This window comes from Pseudomonas sp. CH235 (genome assembly GCF_004368175.1).
GTDB lineage: Bacteria > Pseudomonadota > Gammaproteobacteria > Pseudomonadales > Pseudomonadaceae > Aquipseudomonas > Aquipseudomonas paraglycinae.
This window is the reverse complement of record NZ_RRZJ01000050.1, coordinates 1-16,215: the sequence shown is the minus strand read 5'-3', so window position 1 is coordinate 16,215 and position 16,215 is coordinate 1. Positions and strand designations below refer to the sequence as shown.

Genomic DNA, 16,215 nt, shown 5'->3' with positions numbered 1-16,215 from the left:
CCTTTGCAACTTCTGTTTAGGCAGGCTTGAGCGCGGTGCCAACCGCGTATCAAGCCTGTAAAAGGTGTAAACGATGTCCCCGGTCTAATGTGTAAAGGATGTACCGGTCTCTACAGTGAGGGGGTAGGGGCTGACTGACGAAACATGGTTTCAGCCAGACACCAGACACAAAAAAGCCGCACAACCCAAAAGTCATGCGGCTTTGTTTTATCAACCAATCAAGTGTCTTGCTTGTTGGTCAGCACCTTGCCGGTCGTTGCATCGAAGTCCACATCGAACTCCTTGCCATCCGCAGTACGCAACTCAACTTCATACTCATAACCATTGAAGTGGTTATCCAGGTCAGTGTCAGTAATGGTCGCACCCGGATGCAGTTTCAGCGCTTCTGCGTTCATCGATTCCAGCGACTTGATCTTGCCGGACTTGACCAGTTCAGGGATCTGGTCAACGCGAACGTCAGCCTGGGCCAGGCCAGCGGTGAGGGTCAGGGCGGCAGCGGTAAACAGGGCAGTCAAGGTTTTCATCGGTTATTCCTTTGGGTGATTCGTTTGAGTGAGTTCAGGTTAATCGCCGCAACTTAACTCACCCTTAAAACGCAGCGGGCAGGCCGGACTCCCCGAGGGAGCGAGCCTGCTCGCGATACTGACGCCCTGATTTACAGATCAGAAGCCGTTGTTCTTCAACACCTGATCCACACTGGCGGCGGCCGGGCGTTTGTAGAACTTCAGCAGTTCGCTGGCGCGGTTGGTGAAGATGCCGTCAACGCCAGCGGCCATGACTTTCTCGAAGTCCACTGGCTCATCCACGGTGTAGACGTGCACCAGCAGACCCTTGTCGTGGGTGTATTTGTTCATCCATGGCTGCACCAGATCCGAATAGCTCTGATCGCCGCCGTGGGTCAGCTTCGCCGAAGGGCCGGTGCCGATGGCGCCCTGTGCCTTGGCGTAGTCGATCCACTGCTTGAATTCGGCTTCGGATTTCGGCTCCTGCTTGCCGTAGAACGCGTTCTTGTCCTTCTCGCCGGATTCGGCAAAGGTCACTTTGGATTTCGGCTCGATGCTGCCTTCGCCGACCCACAGCAACAGGATCTTCGGCACCTGCGGCATTTCCTTTTGCAGCATTTCCAGGCTGCTCTTTTCGAACGTCTGCAGGATCACCTTGCCGTTGCTCTCGCCGACGCTGGCGACGTTTTTAGCCGGTTTGGCGCCGGCCGGAACCAGCCAGCCACGGGCCTGGAGTTTTTCCTTCAGGTCATGCTCGATCCCCGGGAACAGCTTCGGCTCCTTGGTTTCGATGTACAGGCCGGGTTTGTGCTTTGGGTTGGCCTGGGCGATGTCGATGATTTCGTCGAGGGTCAGAATCTTCAGACCGACGTAAGACGGGCGGGCGCGATCCGGGTACTTGGCGTTGTACCAGCTGCCGGCGTCGAGGGTTTTCAGTTCGGCCATGGTGAAGGCATTGGCCGGGCTGTCCTTGCGTTCCGGGAACTTGGTGGCGACGTCGGTGGTGCGCTGCAGGTTGTCGTCGTGCAGGGCGAACAGCACGCCGTCCTTGCTGCGCTGCAGGTCCATTTCCAGGTAATCGGCACCCAGGTCGCGCGCCAGTTTGTAGGAGGCGGCGGTGGATTCCGGGGCATCGAAGGACGCGCCACGGTGGGCGATCACCGCCGGGTGCGGAATGCCCTCGGAGGCAGCGAGCGCAACCGGGTTTGGCTGACTGGCGGCGTGGGCCTGGCCGAGGCCGAGCATCAGGCTCAGCAGCAGTGCGCTTTTGGTGAAGGTGGCGGGCATGTCGAGGTCCTTTCGCAGGTATTTTCGAAGATGTCCCTTTTAGCAACTCAAACGAAAACGTGCTATCGCAAGACCGACATAAACGTACTGAAAGCGAAAATTTGCGCACTTTTGTGCGTTCGTTTGCAGTACGCTTGGCCACGGCAACCGCCCCGGCAGAGGGCGCGCCTCAATGCCCTGCGTGTAAACCTTCGATCACTCTTGTGAGGTTTACCATGCGCATCACATCGCAACTCATCTGCCAGGCCGCCGACGACCTCAAGGGCTTCGTCGGCCTCAACCGCAAGACCGGACAGTACATCGTGCGCTTCAGTGAGGACTCGTTCGGCATGGACGTGGCCGATGACGGCATCATTCCGTGCAGCGAATTCGTCTGGGCACCGACCACCGAACAGACCATGACCCTCAAGCGCGAACTGATCCAGTTGCTGCTGGACCAGAATATTGATGACCGGATCAACATCACCGAGCCTTTGCGGGTTTACATGAGTAAACGCGAAGTGCCGGAGATTGAGGCGGTGCGTAGTCTGGTGAAGGGCTGAGATGCTTCGGTGAATCATTTGCCGCCATCGCCAGCCTGCTGACGATGGCGCAATATTCATTTCCCGAACCGATACTCCCGCTCCACCCGACACACCCGCGTATGAAACGCCGAATACCACTCAGCCCGCCCGCGCGCCTGAATCACCCGGTGCTCCGGATGCTCGCGCCAGGCCAGAATCGCCGCCTCACTCTCCCAGTACGAAACCGTAATCCCCACCCCGTCTGCCCCCCGGATCGAATCGATGCCGAGAAACCCCGGTTGCTCGGCGACCAACTGCATCATGCGCTCGGACGCTTCGGTGTAGCCGTTGTCACCCTCGGTACGGGTCGAAGTGAAGATCACGGCGAAACACTCAGTGTCCGGTTTCATCGACATTGCTCCGAGCAGGCTTCAACAAATGCCCGCACCAGTGGTGGCAATTGCCCCTTGAGCGCTGCGCGTTCCGGCTGGAACAGTGTGGCGACAAAGAACACATGGTTTTTCAGTTCGATGGCGCGCAGATCGCCTGCCGAGTCGTGACCCACAGCGTGTAGTTCATGGGTCAGCAACTCCCGTTCGAACTGCGGATTCACACCGTAGCGGCAGCGATAGCCTTCACGAATTTCCGACATTTCGTACGCACTGGCGATCAACGAACCGGGCACCAGATGAATGCTGTCCACCGCTTCCACTAGAGAGCAGGTCAGCGGTGTGAGCACTGCGCGGCTCGAGTCAGGCGAGGTTTCGCCATGTTCGGCGTCGGCCCAGCCCAGCACGTGGCGGGAAAACTCCAGCACCGCATGCTGAAAACCTCCGCAGGTGCCGAGGAACGGTCGCTGTTGCTCGCGGGCAAAGCGGATGGCTCGCAGGGCACCGTCTTCGCTTTTGTAGGGGCTGGCCGGGACACACCAGAAGCCGTCGAATTGTTCCAGCGGCGTCTCGGGCAGGATTCGGTCGGTGGCCAACCATTCGAATTCGACCGGATGGCGAAGGTGTTCCGCCGCCAGTCCGAGGGCAACCGGGATGGCCTGGTGGGCGGTGACTTGCGGATCGAAATCACCGATCAGGGCGATGCGCAGGGCTCTGGATTCCATGAGTACTCGCTGTGCTTGTTGAGGAATGAACCTCACTATAGATTGGCGTTCACGCACTCTAAATTGGCGTTTGCCCAAGTGATCAATGCAGCCACGCAATATCAACTCGACTTCCCGGATCTGGCCCTGATCCTCGCTTTAGTACGCGGCGGCTCTCTGGCCCGGGCCGCGCAGCTGTTGAGGGTTGATGTGTCGACGGTGTTTCGCGCCGTGCGCCGACTGGAAGCGTCACTCGGTCAGCAACTGTTCGAAAAAAGCCGCGCCGGTTACCTGCCCACCAGCCTCGCGCAAACCCTGGCCGAGCAGGCCGAACGCGCCGAGCAGGCACTCGAAGCTGCGCGTATTGGTGTGGAGCAGGGCGGCGAAGTAGTCAGCGGCACGGTGCGCCTGACCTGTACCGACTCGGTGTTGCAAGGTCTGCTGCTGCCGGCGCTGGCGCAGTTCATGCCGAACTACCCGGCGCTGACCATCGAGCTGAGCACCTCAAACGATTTCGCCAACCTCAGCCGCCGCGATGCCGACATCGCCCTGCGCCTGACACGTACACCGCCGGAGCATCTGGTCGGACGGGAGCTGGCGAAGATTTCCTACCGGGTCTGCGCCAGTCAGCGTTATCTACAAAATGTTGAAGCGGCCGATCTGGCGGCGCTGACCTGGATCGCCCCGGACGACTTTCTGCCCGATCACCCGACCGTCGCCTGGCGCCGCCAGCAGTTGCCCGGTGTGACGCCGAGCTACCGCTGCAACAGCATGCTGTCCGTAACGGAACTGGTCCGCGCCGGACTGGGCGTGGCGGCGTTACCGGACTTTCTCATCAATGAAGGGCTGCAAGCCCTCAGCGAACCCTTGCACGGTTACGACACCGCGCTGTGGCTGCTGACCCGTCCGGACTGCCGCGCGTTGCGCTCGGTGGTCACGCTGTTCGATGAACTGGGGCGGGCGTTGCGGTTGCGGTGATCGCGTTTAACCCGGCGCGCGGTCATTGGCGAACATGCTCACGGCTTCCACCGCTTCGCTGGCGCCGTCACGGATCTGCAAAATCACCGTGCCGGCCTGATCCGCCAACTCAACACCTTGCGCTGCTCGCCCTCGGGTGCCATCCATGCTTTTGATAGCTTGACGGGTTTCCGACTGGATCAGACCGATCATGTTGGAAATTTCCGCTGTCGACCCGCTGGTGCGCGCTGCCAGTTGCCGCACTTCATCGGCCACCACGGCGAAGCCGCGACCTTGCTCGCCGGCACGGGCGGCTTCGATGGCGGCGTTCAGGGCCAGCAGATTGGTCTGATCGGCAATCGCGCGGATGGTGTTGACGATGGCGGTGATCTGCTCGGAGCGCTCGCCGAGCTGCGCGATCAAGGTTGAAGACTCGGCGATGTCGTCGGCAATTTCGCGCATTTCACTGGCTGCTTGCTGAATGACTTGAGTGCCTTGTTCGGCGACTTTTCGGGTGGCGACGGAGATGTGATAGGCGGCACTCGCACTGCGCGCATCCTGTTCGTGCTGTTCGACCCGAGCGGTCACGTCCGACGCGAACTTCACCACTTTGCACAAGCGGCCGGCGGCGTCGTAGACCGGGTTGTAATTGGCTTCAAGCCACACGGTCTGCCCGCGTTTGTCGACGCGTTCGAACTGGCCCTGAAACAGTTCGCCCTGATTCAACCGGCGCCAGAAATCCTGATAGGCGCTGCTGTTGACCAGTTGCGCGGGGCAGAACAAACGGTGATGTTTGCCTTTGAGTTCGGCGAGGGTGTAGCCCATGCGCGTCAGAAAATTCTGATTGGCGGTGAGGATATTGCCGTCGAGATCGAATTCGATCACCGCCATAGCGCGGTCGATCGCCTGCAATTTTGCATTGGCTTCGCTTTCCTGCTGCACTTTGGCGGTGACATCCATGGCGTACTTGACCACTTTCACTACGCGGCCCGAGTCATCCTTGATCGGGTTATAGCTGGCCTCGAGCCAGATCGGACGGCCCTGGCTGTCGATGCGTTCAAAGGTGCCAGACTGGAACTGGCCGCTTTTCAATCGCGACCACAACTCGGTGTACTGATTGCCACGGGCAAACTCTGGAGAACAGAAATGGCGATGGGGCTGCCCGATTACCTGTTCGCGGGTGTAACCCATGGTTTTCAGGAAGTTGTCGTTGGCGCGCAGAACCACACCGTCGACGTCGAATTCGATCACTGCCATGGAGCGGTTGATCGCCTCCAGCAGGCCGGCTTGTTGGTTGATGGTGTTTTGGAGATCGACGAGGGCAGTCTTGTGGCGGTTGAAAATCATGTTCATGGCACTCTGGAAATAGGACTGAAGGTGGGGTCCCTGTTTCCGCGTCAGCCAGCCAGATATATCAATGGCTGGAAGCAGTGTGCCAGCATCCCGGCTGGCGGATTAACTTATACAAAACTTTATAAACTTGTACAAGAAATCGATTTTTCTCAATTTTGTACAAGTTTTTCAGGCGGGTGTTCGGCTCAACGCTACGCTGATTGTGTTACGTCCCGTGTGCTTGGCCGTGTACAACGCCTTGTCGGAATCTTCGAACCACTCAAGGGCATCGGCGTAAGAGGTTTGATAGCGAGCAAGCCCGATACTCAGGCTGACTCGCAGCTCGGAAACGTCGGGATGGCGGTATCGATCCAGTGCCTGACGCAGTTGCTCCATCAGCGCTTCAGCCTTGCTCAGGGGCAGGTTGGGCAGGATCACGCAGAATTCATCGCCACCGTAACGCCCGGCCAGCTTGCTTTCGTCGAGTACGAATTTCAGCTCTTGGCTTAACTGCCGCAGCACCGCATCGCCGACGATGTGTCCGTAACTGTCGTTGATCGACTTGAAATGATCGATGTCGATCAACGCCAGAATGGCTTGGGAATTGTGCTGCCGGCACTGCTGGAACTTGAGATGCAGCAAGTCTTTCCAGGCGCCGTGGTTGAGCAGGCCGGTCAGGCTGTCGGTGCGGCTCAGGGCGCTCAAGCTGCGTTTGTGCTCGGCGAGTTTGATCGCCAACCGGTAACAGACCATGCCCAGCGCCAGCGGATAAAGGGTCAGCATCGGCAGGCAGGCCCAGACCTGAGTCTGTGTGGCTGTCAGGGTGAAATGGACGCCGAAGACTGACCAGCCCAGCAGCACGCCGATCACCTGGGCGAGGGCGCCGAGCCAGAACAGGCGTACGCCACCGGCGGCCACGTTGTTCATGGTCATCATCGACAGGATGGTGACGGTGGTCAGCGGATTGAACTGGAAACAGGCGGTCCAGAAACCACCGAATACCGAATCATAGAGCAGGTTGCGGCGTTCGGCGCGATACGGAAAGGCCGAGCGGGTCGACCATTGATAGGCCACATGCGGCCAGAGAAAGCCGTTAAACAGCAACACGGCCCAGAGCCAGGATGGCATGTTCAACGGATACAGCGCGGCACCCACACTGAAGAAACCGATGCCCAGTCCGATGGCCCTTGGCAAGTAAATGCGCCTGGCGAATGACAAGCCTTTGCCGCGTTGGTTTTCCATGGTGTTCTGCGCCAGATTCATTCTGAAACACTTTGCAGTGTAATTCTTCAGACTGACCGTTCATCGGCCAATGACAGACATTGTCATTTATTCCAGCGGGAAAATTCAGTGTCCTTGTGAGCCATTTACCGTGGCGCAGGCCCAATCTAGAGCTGATAGCAAGCCAGGAACATGTCCAGAGCAGAGTCGACCACGGCATTTTGCGCTGTGCTGTCGAGCGAGGGCTGGCCCATGGAGATCTGCGGCCAGAAGGCAAAGGTCTTCAGCAATCCTTGCACCTGATGCGCGGCGAACTCCGGATCGACCGGTTTCAATCGACCATCCGCCTGGGCGGCGCGAATCCACACCGTCACGCTTTCCTCACGTTCGCCCATACGCGCCACCATGTTCTGCGCGCGCTCCGGCGAATGGATCGCGGCCGCGATGGCGACACGGGCCAGATTCATGAAATTGTCGTCCGCCATCATTTGCAGTTTGGCAAACAGCATTTGGCGCAACTGCTCACGCAAAGGCAGATCGGGCTGATATGACACGGCTTGCTCGGTGCTGATCCGTGCCCACAACTGGTTGAGAATTTCGGCGAATAGCTCTTCCTTGCTCGGAAAATGGTTATACACCGTGCGCTTCGACACCCCGGCAGTGGCCGCAATCTTGTCCATGCTGGTGACCTCGAAACCATTGGCCCGGAACTCGGAAATGGCCGCGAGGATGATGGCTTCGCGTTTGCGATCGGTGAGGCGCGTTGGAGCTGTCATAAATTCGATTCGGCAGAAAAAGCGTGAAATTACACTCGGCAGTTTACTTGTCATCCGGTTTGTTGCAACCTAGAAACTACACCGTTCAGTGTAATGTTGCCTTAATCGCTGCACCCTAAAACCAGATGTCCGGCTGATGCGTGCGTGCCTTGGCCCTCTATCGTCCCACCGTGGAAAACCGTGAATTGTGCGATTTTCCTGGAGTCTTTCAGTCATGGCCAAATCAATTTCTTCCGCGGTTAGTCCAGCACCTGAAGCTTCGCGCCAGGCCGAAGGGACTTTCCGCAACCACGCGCCGGTGCAGCGCGAAGGTGTGCGCAAGATGCTGCGGATCATGTGGAACATGATCTTCCACAAACCGCGCAACACCCGGCCAGCGGCGGCCATTCCAGTGCAGCCACTGACCCGCGCCGACCTGATCGCCGCTCCCAACCTTAGTGTCTACCGCCTCGGCCACTCGACCTTGCTGCTGAAGCTGCAAGACAAGTTCTGGATCACCGACCCGGTGTTCGCCGAGCGTGCGTCGCCGGTGCAATGGGCCGGGCCGAAACGCTTCCATCAGCCGCCGATCAGTATCGATGAATTGCCGCCGATCGAAGCCGTGATCCTGTCGCACAACCACTACGACCACCTCGACTATGAAGCGGTGTTGAAACTGGCGGACAAGGTCAACGTGTTCCTGACTCCGCTGGGCGTCGGCGACACCCTTATCAAGTGGGGCATCGATGCCGACAAGATTCGCCAGTTCGACTGGTGGCAGGGCACCGAGGTTGCCGGCATCCGCTTCATCGCCACCCCGTCGCAGCACTTTTCCGGGCGCGGCCTGTTCGATGGCAACCAGACCCTGTGGGCATCCTGGGTCATCATCGACGGCGACAAACGCATCTTCTTCAGCGGCGACAGCGGCTACTTCGATGGCTTCAAACGCATCGGCGAACAGTACGGCCCGTTCGACCTGACCCTGATGGAGACTGGCGCCTATAACGTCGAATGGCCTCACGTGCACATGCAACCTGAGGAAACCCTGCAAGCCCACATCGACCTCAAGGGCCGCTGGCTTTTCCCGATCCACAACGGCACGTTCGACCTGGCGATGCATGCGTGGCATGAACCGTTCGACCGCATTCTTGCGCTGGCTTGGGAACGCAGTGTTTCCATCACCACGCCGCAAATGGGTGAGGCATTCAACTTGGCACAACCCCAACGCGGGAATGCGTGGTGGTTGGCGGTTGAAGGGGAGAGTGAGGCGGTGGTCCAAGGGGCCTGACTCACTGGTGCAGGTTCGCCTCCATCAGGCGAACCGAATCACTCCGCCATCGCATAATCCCCACGCACTGATTCGGCTGTCGAACCATTGCTTGTCGAACGCCCCGGCGCAAACCCCGGAAAGAACACCAACCCATGCGCCTCAAACCGATAGGTCAACGCCAGCCGCGCCGAATCCGCCACTTCCTGCTGCGCTTCGAACCGCTGAATGTCCTCTACTGAAACCTTGGCCTCCCGCGACAACTGTTCAATGCTCCAGCCCAACATCCCTCGGGCCTGGGCGCAGTGGGTCGGGGTGAACTGGAAAAGGGCGATACGTTCGAGGATGAGGTTCATCGCTGAAGAGGCCATGGTGTGCTCCGGGCTCGAGAGTGCTGATGGAAAATGTACTGTGTTTTTGTACAGTTGTTTTCGGCCGGGATCAAACTCATTTTTTGATTTGCCCTAGTTCGCCGCCTCCAACCAGACGGACGGTGCCTGACCGAGGATCCGGCGGAACATCGTCGAGAACGCCGCCGGGCTGTCATAGCCGAAATCCAGGGCAATCCGCGTCACCGCTTCACCCGCCGCCAGGCGTGCCAGCGCCAATACCACGCAGGCGCGCTGGCGCCATTGACTGAAACTCAGGCCGGTCTGCTGACGAAACAGTCTGTTGAAGGTGCGTAAGCTTACGTGCAGCTGATCGGCCCATTGCTGGGGTGATTGATGGGCATTCGGCTGATGCAGAAAGGTCTGACACAGCTCAAGCAGTCTTCCGTCAGAAGGCAGCGGGATATGCAACGGAAGTGGTGCACTGCGCACCAATTCATGCAGCAACAAGTCGACCAGCACGCCGTCACGCCCGGTCAGGTCATAGGTCAGCGGCAACTCCACGGCCTCCATCAGCAAGTGCCGCATCAACGGCGGCACACTGATCACCTGACAACGCTCACCCAGATCCACCGTCCCCGGCTCGATATACAAACTGCGAGTGCTGACCCCGAGCATCAACACCTCATGCGCCACCCCCGGCGGAATCCACACCGCCCGCTGCGGCGGCACCACCCAGTTGCCGTCATGCGTGCTGACCTGCATCACCCCGGTCGCGCCGTACAACAATTGCGCCCGCCGATGCGTATGACGTGGCAACAGATAGCCGTGGGAATAATCCGTACCGATCGCCACCACCGGGCGCTGAGTGTCATCCAGCAGATTGATCGAAACATTGCGCATCGAGCGGTACCCGGCAGTTGGCGTAAACGCAAACATTATTGGCTGACTTGCTGAAGCAGGCCAAGCGCCGCCGCTCTATCGTCGACCGCTCTCAAACAACGGACTACGCGCCATGTTCTACCTCCTGCTGACACTCTTCGGCTGCCTGACCGGCGTCACCGCCGTGCTCTTCGGCTTCGGCGGCGGCTTCGTCGTCGTGCCGCTGCTATATCGGATGCTCACCGCCAGTCACGGCGCTGACGACCCGATCAGCCAATCCGCCATGCACATCGCCGTCGCCACCTCGACCTGCGTCATGATCGTCAACGCCCTGGTCGCCACCGATAAACATCGCCGCGCCGGCAATCTCATCCGTGATTACCTGTGGCCGTTGGGCGGGTTCATCGGATTGGGCGCGGTCGTCGGTGCAATCGCAGCGGTGTGGGTCAGCGGCGAAGTCATTCGTTATGCCTTCATCGCCTACCTCGGCGTGACGATTGTCGACTGCCTGCTGCGACGCGGATTTCTTACGCAGTCCGAAGGCGCCATCCCACGGCGATTGGGAACACTGGAAACGTCCGGCGGCGGTGTAGGCATTGGCGCCATCGCAACCTTTCTCGGCGTAGGAGGAAGCGTCATGACCGTGCCGTTATTGCGGCGTTGCGGGTTGAGCATGTCGCAGGCAACGTCGATGGCCAATCCGTTGAGCGTGCCGGTGGCACTGGCGGGCACCCTGACTTACATGGCGCTGGCCGGTTTCAGCGAGACCGACTTGGGGCCATGGTTTGTCGGGTATGTGGATCTGCTGGCGTTTGCGGTGCTGACGCTCGGATCGTTGCTGGGGATTCGACTTGCCACGCCGTGGATCGGGCGGATACCGGATCGGGTGCATGCTTGGGTTTATATTGGATTGTTGGTTATTGTGATGTTGGGAATGTCGATGAAGTAATCGTCTACCGACAGACCCATAATCCATCGTCCCCAGTATTTATCAGAGATCAAGGATGCTGATCTTCAATTGCACCGAAGCTGCCAGCAAATTCTTCAGCCGCGTTCACCAGGGCAAAAAAATCACCCCGGTGGATTTGGACCCGCCGTCATCAACCATTGAAGATGATGAGATGGACAGTGCTGTCGAGCAGTGGCTGGTGCATGCGATCACCGTGCAACGAAAGCATGTGCTGTTCGCCATGCATATCAAGACTCGCTATTGCATGGTTTTCGCCGACACGAAAAAGGCCGATCTGGATGCATTTGTGGGGCAATTCGCTGATCGCTGGTTCAACGGTGTCATGCTTCATGCAACCCATCACGGGCTCTCCGAGTGGATTGATATTGAACCGTTGATTGAGCGATTCCAGTGGATGTGTCGACCGCAGCAGTTCTATCGCCGCAGCCATCGCAGCGCACAGAAACACATCGATGAAATTGCCTGGGTCTTCCGGGACAAGGCCGCAGGGGCCGGTTGTTTACCGCCTGATGAAGTCGCAGCCATGGTGTTCGACGCGCAGATGAACGACACCCCGAGAAACAGCAAGGGCGCCAAGGGTTACTACTACCCGGATGAGGAGATGACCGTTCATTGGCTTCGTCGTTATTGCGCTCTGGATGAGGACGAAGTTCAAGCGGCAAAGACGCGCCGCATGCAAGTGTATCGGGAGATAGCAGCAGTCGAGCGCGAAGCCTGGCTGGAAGAGTACAACCGACAAAACTCGATTACTTAAGCCACCCCCGCCATAATCCGCCCCGCATTCACCAGCGCCGGCACTCACGTCCCGGCGCGACGTCCGACTCACTCAGGGATCGATCCATGCTCAAGGGACTGTTGCGCCTGGCGCCATACGCCACCGTACTGTTTTCACTGCTTTCCACCGCTCAGGCTGACGACGGCAGACGTGTGTTCACCGGCACGCTGGGCAAGACGCCGATTGTGGTTGAGCTCAATACACAGCAGCCGGATGAAGTGACCGGTCGCTACTTCTATGAGAAATACCATCGCGACCTGCCTCTGAGCGGTGCGTTGCAGGACAGCACGCTGACGTTGGTCGAGGGCAACAATCGCTACGGTGACGACAAGCCGCTGCCGACCCTCAAACTGAAATCCACCGCCCACGGTTGGCAGGGCGAATGGCAAAGCCCTCAGGGCAAAAAACTTGCGGTGCAACTCTCCGAGGCCAAACTTGCGGCGCCGGTCTCCACAACTTTGCCCTTCATCGCCACGCTGCCCGCCAGCGAACCGTACGAATATCTGCGGCTACAGGGGCTCAAGCTCAAAGCCACGAAGAAAGAAGATTTCATGGGCTACACCTTGCAATGGTGGACGGAGCCCGAGTCGAAGATCGCATTGTTTACCGTGGAATCCGGCCTGCCGAAAAATGACCTGCAGCGGGTCAACCAACAGTTGCTCGGGCGTTTGTGGAGCGAGGTCATCAGCTATCACGGCTGCCAGTTGCAGGGCGGAGAAAACGTCGAGTTCATGCAGCAGGCCCAACCTCAACTGATCTCGCCAGCCGTGGTCAGCCTGAACATCTCGACCAGTTATTACTGCGGCGGCGCGCATCCGGACTTCGGCGATTCACCGCTCAACATCGACGTGAACACCGGCCATCCGTTGTCGCTGGAAGATGTGTTGTGGGTAGGCGAGGGCAAACCTTTGCTGCACGCCGAGCGCGATAGTCTGGGCGATCAGCCGCTGAGTGAACAAGAAAGTTCAGCGCGCTCGACTTACCAGCGCGAAGTGCTGGTGCCGTGGCTGATCAAACAACTCACCGCGCTCTACCCAGAAGAGATGAAGAAGCCAGCGGAGGGCGATGAAGACAGTTGCGACTATACCGATGAAAGCATCTGGGGCTATCCGTCCTGGCACTTCACTCCGAAAGGTCTGTACCTGGGCGCCTACTTCGCTCGCGTCGCCCGCGCCTGCGATGCGCCGGACTGGTCAGTCCTGCCGTACTCCCTCATAAAACAACACCCCGGCGCCGTCAAACTGCAACCGCCCCAGGGCTGACCATCACGCCAGACCCGGCGCTTCACGAATGATGAAGTGATCCAGGTTCTCGATATTGGCATTGAAGACCTCGAAAGGCTTTTCGGGGTTCTTCTTGCCCGGCACCTGCTTCAACTCCGGCGTCACACCATAGAAGAAGCAGAACAACTCCTTGTCGCTATCAATGGCGTGCTTGATCTCTTCCAGAAACGCCCTGCGCTTGCGGTAGTTGTCGATCAGCTTCTTGTTGAGATAGACACTGACCGGATAAGGCTTCTTCTTGCTGTCATCCGGTTTCTTGAACCAGACCTTGTCCTCGAAATCGATCCGGAAACTGGCGCTGTGAAAGTCCTCGATCTTCTTGATCCGGCCCCAGTAAATCAGCCCCTTGTTGTCCATCAAATACTCGATCTTCTTGAAGAACGAACTGTACGGCGCCGTATGCTCGCCAATCTTCAACGGCATGCGCTTGAGCAATTCCTTGTCCGCGAAGTTCGACACAAAACATTCCACGGGGTGAGCGAAGACACTGGTCTTGTCCGGTGCCGACTCACGACTCGGCGACTCTTTTGAGGGGGTAGCCGCCACCCGCACCGGATCATCCCGCACCACATCCGCGGCCCCCGCCGGCGCGGCAGGCTTGCGCACATACTCACGGCGCGTCAGCAACAACTCCGACGGGAAATGCTCCTCCCGCCCGTCATCCGTTTCCCCATCCGCCGCCTCAACCCCCGACGCCGACGTCTTCAAACTCACATACGGACAACCCGCCACATGCTGCGTACCGGGCAGATTCTTGAAGTGCGGCGTGCGCACGTAATTCACGTTCTTGGCGTTGAACGTACCCAACTCGTTGGACGCATCGAACGCCGAACGACAGGCGTCGTTGGGGCACTGGAAGTGTTCCTTCGCGGAGTCGAACGCCACCGTCTCATCGAAATTGAGATCGCGAACGTCATAGATCGACAGTTTGTCGTCGAGGCTGAGGCAGTAGGCGAGATCGAATTTCATGGTGGGGCTCGGGTCCTTGAGTGGGGGAGGGGTATTAATAGCGGGTGGTGGGGTGGGTTGCACTGATTGTTTTCAGAATGATGCAGAACCAGTCTGCTGACGATTGTCCTCCCAAGAACTCCGGGCCATAAAAAACCGCTGCTTGAAAACTCAAGCAGCGGTTTTTTGATGTCAGTAAGTACGCAGCATTCGTGAAGCTTTACGCCACCAGGATTTCTCACGATTGAACGGATCCTCCGCCAGCAAACACGGCATGTCCCGCAACCGAATCCACGGCTCATCCTGCCAGTGCAACGTGCTCAACGACATCTTGGGCCAGCTCAAAACACTCAGTATCGGACGCTCGACCGAGCGCGTCGGACGGGCATCTCGCAGCGCAGGCACAACCTGATGCGTCACCCATTCACGAAGCTGCCGATACTCGGGACAGTAGTGATAGATCAGCAGCGCATACACACCTGACTCGCTCACCATCAGATGTTCTCCGGGCTCGCCGTAGGTCTCCACGCACATCATCTGCCGCTGATCGGCATCGAGTTTGCGTAGCTGTCGCTCATCCAGATATTTGCCCATCAGACGCCCCAGTTCATGGACGCAGAACCAGGCTTGGTTCTCCACAAGAAGGGCATGCAGGTGGGTTTTGTTACGGACAAATCGAGTTGGAAGAAGAGGTTCAGACATGACGTGCCTCCCGAGTCGGGAGCACGGGAATCGAATGGCGGGTACAGCGATTCGCCTTCATCGTGAAGGCTGAGTAGTCAGGCATTTCCATTTACCTCTGGCTGCTTTCTTAGGGCATTCGTTAAGGGTGTCGGGAGCTAAGAAACCCACCAGAGACGGGCCGGACATATTCCCCTTTCGGGTCTTGTATTCGCCCACTCCCGACATAACGGGATTTTTCGCAGGCGTAGAGAAACCGCAGACGAAAAAAAGCCGCATGACTGTCGGGTGCGGAGGACCGCTCTGGTTGTGGCGTTTCTTAGGCGCCGAATCTAAAGACTATTTCGTTGAGGAAATGTGGTCAAGCTATGGCGTTTTGCCCTGAGATAATGAGGTGATGGGAGACATTTGGTAGGGGGGAGCGGTAGCTCATTGCCATTGAGCTGAGGACAAGGCGTTTGCGCATTAAACAAATCGCATTCTTCGGCTAATCGACCTCCATATGATGCTGCTACAGGAATCTACCTCCTATATACTCAAGCGTTTTGAATCAGGCTGTTCAAGATCGTTATGAGAGAGATCCATAGAGAAAAAATTGCACGTATACAAAATGGTGGCACTCCCAAGGTTCTGGACCTATTTGCGGGTTGCGGCGGGATATCTCTCGGTTTTGACCGCGCTGGTTTCAAGAACGCAGCCGCTATTGAATTTGATGCTCATGCAGCTCGTTCACATGCTATCAATTTTCACAAGGGGCTTTCTCCCGAACTTTTTGAGAAACATGCACAGGCACACGATATAACGCTCATCGAACCATCTAGTTTTATGCGTGACATGGGGTTTGAGGGAGATGCGGACAGAGCTATTGATGTCATCGTTGGTGGGCCCCCTTGCCAAGCTTTCGCGCGAGTCGGTCGTGCAAAGCTTAGGGAAGTAGCAGAACATCCGCAGGCCTTTAAACAGGACCCTCGCGGGAATCTATATTTGCGTTATTTGCATTTTGTACGAGAGTTGAAACCAGTTGCAATTTTAATGGAAAATGTGCCCGATGTGTTAAATTATGGGGGGCATAATATTGCAGAGGAAGTCTGCGAGACGCTGGATGATCTTGGATATGATTGCGGATATACGCTTTTGAATGCGGTGTATTTCGGTGTGCCCGAAATGCGCGAAAGAATGTTTTTGATAGCCTATTCTAAAGAGCTGAAGAAGCGTGTAAGTTTTCCTGCTCCGACTAACTGGATTAGTTTGCCAAAAGGATACGATAATAGTCGGAAAGTTGCTTTGAAGACTATAAGCTCTGATCTCCTTGGAGAGGAGAAATACTTCATTCATCCGCCTGTCGCAGTAAAATCAGATTGCGAGCCAGCGGTGACTGCAGAAGAGGCACTTAGGGATCTACCGAGAATTACTAAGCATCTGGAGCAAG

The 16,215-nt window shown here is 57.6% G+C and carries 17 protein-coding genes and 2 pseudogenes; 7 read left to right on the top strand and 12 right to left on the bottom strand.

The annotated features are described in order from the left end of the window. Positions 1 to 218: 218 nt before the first annotated feature. Positions 219 to 524, bottom strand: coding sequence for a PepSY domain-containing protein (locus EIY71_RS27860; protein ID WP_134023910.1), 306 nt, complete (start codon positions 522 to 524; stop codon positions 219 to 221). A gap of 138 nt (positions 525 to 662) precedes the next feature. Then, the gene (locus EIY71_RS27855) at positions 663 to 1,790 is read right to left on the bottom strand and encodes a glycerophosphodiester phosphodiesterase (protein ID WP_134023908.1); all 1,128 of its coding nucleotides are present in this window, start codon (positions 1,788 to 1,790) and stop codon (positions 663 to 665) included. A 215-nt stretch (positions 1,791 to 2,005) separates the two neighbouring features. Between EIY71_RS27855 and EIY71_RS27850 the strand changes: the two genes are divergently transcribed. Beyond that, a complete protein-coding gene (locus EIY71_RS27850) occupies positions 2,006 to 2,332 on the top strand; it encodes a DUF2025 family protein (protein WP_039773311.1) in 327 nt (108 codons plus the stop codon). Positions 2,333 to 2,388: 56 nt separating this feature from the next. Here EIY71_RS27850 and EIY71_RS27845 read toward each other — a convergent pair whose 3' ends face one another. Both EIY71_RS27845 and EIY71_RS27840 read right to left on the bottom strand, forming a co-directional pair. Then, positions 2,389 to 2,703 (bottom strand): antibiotic biosynthesis monooxygenase, encoded by a 315-nt coding sequence (locus tag EIY71_RS27845; protein WP_134023906.1) that lies wholly within the window; start codon positions 2,701 to 2,703, stop codon positions 2,389 to 2,391. Next, the gene (locus EIY71_RS27840; protein WP_134023904.1) at positions 2,700 to 3,407 is read right to left on the bottom strand and encodes a CTP synthase; all 708 of its coding nucleotides are present in this window, start codon (positions 3,405 to 3,407) and stop codon (positions 2,700 to 2,702) included. Before EIY71_RS27840 ends, EIY71_RS27845 begins: the two co-directional genes overlap by 4 nt. Positions 3,408 to 3,485: 78 nt before the next feature. Between EIY71_RS27840 and EIY71_RS27835 the strand changes: the two genes are divergently transcribed. Then, entirely contained in the window at positions 3,486 to 4,364 is an 879-nt protein-coding gene (locus EIY71_RS27835; RefSeq protein WP_372239318.1) for a LysR family transcriptional regulator, read from the top strand. Positions 4,365 to 4,370: 6 nt separating this feature from the next. Here the strand turns inward: EIY71_RS27835 and EIY71_RS29045 are convergent. The 4 genes and pseudogenes from EIY71_RS29045 to EIY71_RS27820 form a co-directional block, all read right to left on the bottom strand. Next, a pseudogene (locus tag EIY71_RS29045) lies at positions 4,371 to 4,808 on the bottom strand (methyl-accepting chemotaxis protein); the annotation flags it as partial. Between the two features lie 108 nt (positions 4,809 to 4,916). Further along, positions 4,917 to 5,600 (bottom strand): annotated as a pseudogene (locus EIY71_RS29040) (PAS domain-containing protein); the annotation flags it as partial. Positions 5,601 to 5,864: 264 nt separating this feature from the next. Further along, on the bottom strand, positions 5,865 to 6,917 hold the full coding sequence (locus EIY71_RS27825) for a diguanylate cyclase (protein WP_134023912.1): 1,053 nt from the start codon (positions 6,915 to 6,917) through the stop codon (positions 5,865 to 5,867). A 146-nt stretch (positions 6,918 to 7,063) separates the two neighbouring features. Beyond that, positions 7,064 to 7,672 (bottom strand): TetR/AcrR family transcriptional regulator, encoded by a 609-nt coding sequence (locus EIY71_RS27820; RefSeq protein WP_134023900.1) that lies wholly within the window; start codon positions 7,670 to 7,672, stop codon positions 7,064 to 7,066. Positions 7,673 to 7,886: 214 nt separating this feature from the next. On the opposite strand from EIY71_RS27820, the gene EIY71_RS27815 reads away from it, so the two are divergent. Beyond that, entirely contained in the window at positions 7,887 to 8,939 is a 1,053-nt protein-coding gene (locus EIY71_RS27815; protein ID WP_134023898.1) for an MBL fold metallo-hydrolase, read from the top strand. 38 nt (positions 8,940 to 8,977) lie between these two features. Here EIY71_RS27815 and EIY71_RS27810 read toward each other — a convergent pair whose 3' ends face one another. Beyond that, positions 8,978 to 9,289 carry an XRE family transcriptional regulator gene (locus EIY71_RS27810; protein WP_134023896.1) on the bottom strand — a complete coding sequence of 104 codons (312 nt, stop codon included), beginning with the start codon at positions 9,287 to 9,289 and terminating at the stop codon, positions 8,978 to 8,980. 93 nt (positions 9,290 to 9,382) lie between these two features. Beyond that, complete coding sequence (locus tag EIY71_RS27805) at positions 9,383 to 10,150, bottom strand: helix-turn-helix domain-containing protein (RefSeq protein ID WP_134023894.1); 768 nt, start codon at positions 10,148 to 10,150, stop codon at positions 9,383 to 9,385. A gap of 112 nt (positions 10,151 to 10,262) precedes the next feature. Between EIY71_RS27805 and EIY71_RS27800 the strand changes: the two genes are divergently transcribed. From EIY71_RS27800 to EIY71_RS27790, 3 genes are all read left to right on the top strand, one after another. Next, complete coding sequence (locus EIY71_RS27800; protein ID WP_102717820.1) at positions 10,263 to 11,078, top strand: sulfite exporter TauE/SafE family protein; 816 nt, start codon at positions 10,263 to 10,265, stop codon at positions 11,076 to 11,078. Between the two features lie 55 nt (positions 11,079 to 11,133). Then, entirely contained in the window at positions 11,134 to 11,853 is a 720-nt protein-coding gene (locus EIY71_RS27795; RefSeq protein ID WP_134023892.1) for a hypothetical protein, read from the top strand. Between the two features lie 86 nt (positions 11,854 to 11,939). Beyond that, entirely contained in the window at positions 11,940 to 13,136 is a 1,197-nt protein-coding gene (locus tag EIY71_RS27790) for a hypothetical protein (RefSeq protein ID WP_134023890.1), read from the top strand. Positions 13,137 to 13,139: 3 nt separating this feature from the next. On the opposite strand, the gene EIY71_RS27785 is transcribed toward EIY71_RS27790, so the two are convergent. Continuing rightward, positions 13,140 to 14,126, bottom strand: a complete 987-nt coding sequence (locus EIY71_RS27785; protein ID WP_134023888.1) for a hypothetical protein — start codon at positions 14,124 to 14,126, stop codon at positions 13,140 to 13,142. Positions 14,127 to 14,297: 171 nt separating this feature from the next. Then, a complete protein-coding gene (locus EIY71_RS27780; RefSeq protein ID WP_129974041.1) occupies positions 14,298 to 14,807 on the bottom strand; it encodes a Bro-N domain-containing protein in 510 nt (169 codons plus the stop codon). Between the two features lie 549 nt (positions 14,808 to 15,356). Here EIY71_RS27780 and EIY71_RS27775 point away from each other — a divergent pair. After that, a partial coding sequence (locus EIY71_RS27775) for a DNA cytosine methyltransferase (RefSeq protein ID WP_134023886.1) occupies positions 15,357 to 16,215 on the top strand: 859 nt, incomplete at its 3' end.

What these genes read in the sequence shown, in the direction of transcription:
- EIY71_RS27855 (WP_134023908.1), bottom strand. Translation starts at nt 1,790, where the DNA reads ATGCCCGCCACCTTCACCAAAAGCGCACTGCTGCTGAGCCTGATGCTC.
- EIY71_RS27845 (WP_134023906.1), bottom strand. Translation starts at nt 2,703, where the DNA reads ATGAAACCGGACACTGAGTGTTTCGCCGTGATCTTCACTTCGACCCGT.
- EIY71_RS27795 (WP_134023892.1), top strand. Translation starts at nt 11,134, where the DNA reads ATGCTGATCTTCAATTGCACCGAAGCTGCCAGCAAATTCTTCAGCCGC.
- EIY71_RS27825 (WP_134023912.1), bottom strand. Translation starts at nt 6,917, where the DNA reads ATGGAAAACCAACGCGGCAAAGGCTTGTCATTCGCCAGGCGCATTTAC.
- EIY71_RS27815 (WP_134023898.1), top strand. Translation starts at nt 7,887, where the DNA reads ATGGCCAAATCAATTTCTTCCGCGGTTAGTCCAGCACCTGAAGCTTCG.
- EIY71_RS27860 (WP_134023910.1), bottom strand. Translation starts at nt 524, where the DNA reads ATGAAAACCTTGACTGCCCTGTTTACCGCTGCCGCCCTGACCCTCACC.
- EIY71_RS27820 (WP_134023900.1), bottom strand. Translation starts at nt 7,672, where the DNA reads ATGACAGCTCCAACGCGCCTCACCGATCGCAAACGCGAAGCCATCATC.
- EIY71_RS27810 (WP_134023896.1), bottom strand. Translation starts at nt 9,289, where the DNA reads ATGGCCTCTTCAGCGATGAACCTCATCCTCGAACGTATCGCCCTTTTC.
- EIY71_RS27840 (WP_134023904.1), bottom strand. Translation starts at nt 3,407, where the DNA reads ATGGAATCCAGAGCCCTGCGCATCGCCCTGATCGGTGATTTCGATCCG.
- EIY71_RS27800 (WP_102717820.1), top strand. Translation starts at nt 10,263, where the DNA reads ATGTTCTACCTCCTGCTGACACTCTTCGGCTGCCTGACCGGCGTCACC.
- EIY71_RS27785 (WP_134023888.1), bottom strand. Translation starts at nt 14,126, where the DNA reads ATGAAATTCGATCTCGCCTACTGCCTCAGCCTCGACGACAAACTGTCG.
- EIY71_RS27790 (WP_134023890.1), top strand. Translation starts at nt 11,940, where the DNA reads ATGCTCAAGGGACTGTTGCGCCTGGCGCCATACGCCACCGTACTGTTT.
- EIY71_RS27780 (WP_129974041.1), bottom strand. Translation starts at nt 14,807, where the DNA reads ATGTCTGAACCTCTTCTTCCAACTCGATTTGTCCGTAACAAAACCCAC.
- EIY71_RS27850 (WP_039773311.1), top strand. Translation starts at nt 2,006, where the DNA reads ATGCGCATCACATCGCAACTCATCTGCCAGGCCGCCGACGACCTCAAG.
- EIY71_RS27805 (WP_134023894.1), bottom strand. Translation starts at nt 10,150, where the DNA reads ATGCGCAATGTTTCGATCAATCTGCTGGATGACACTCAGCGCCCGGTG.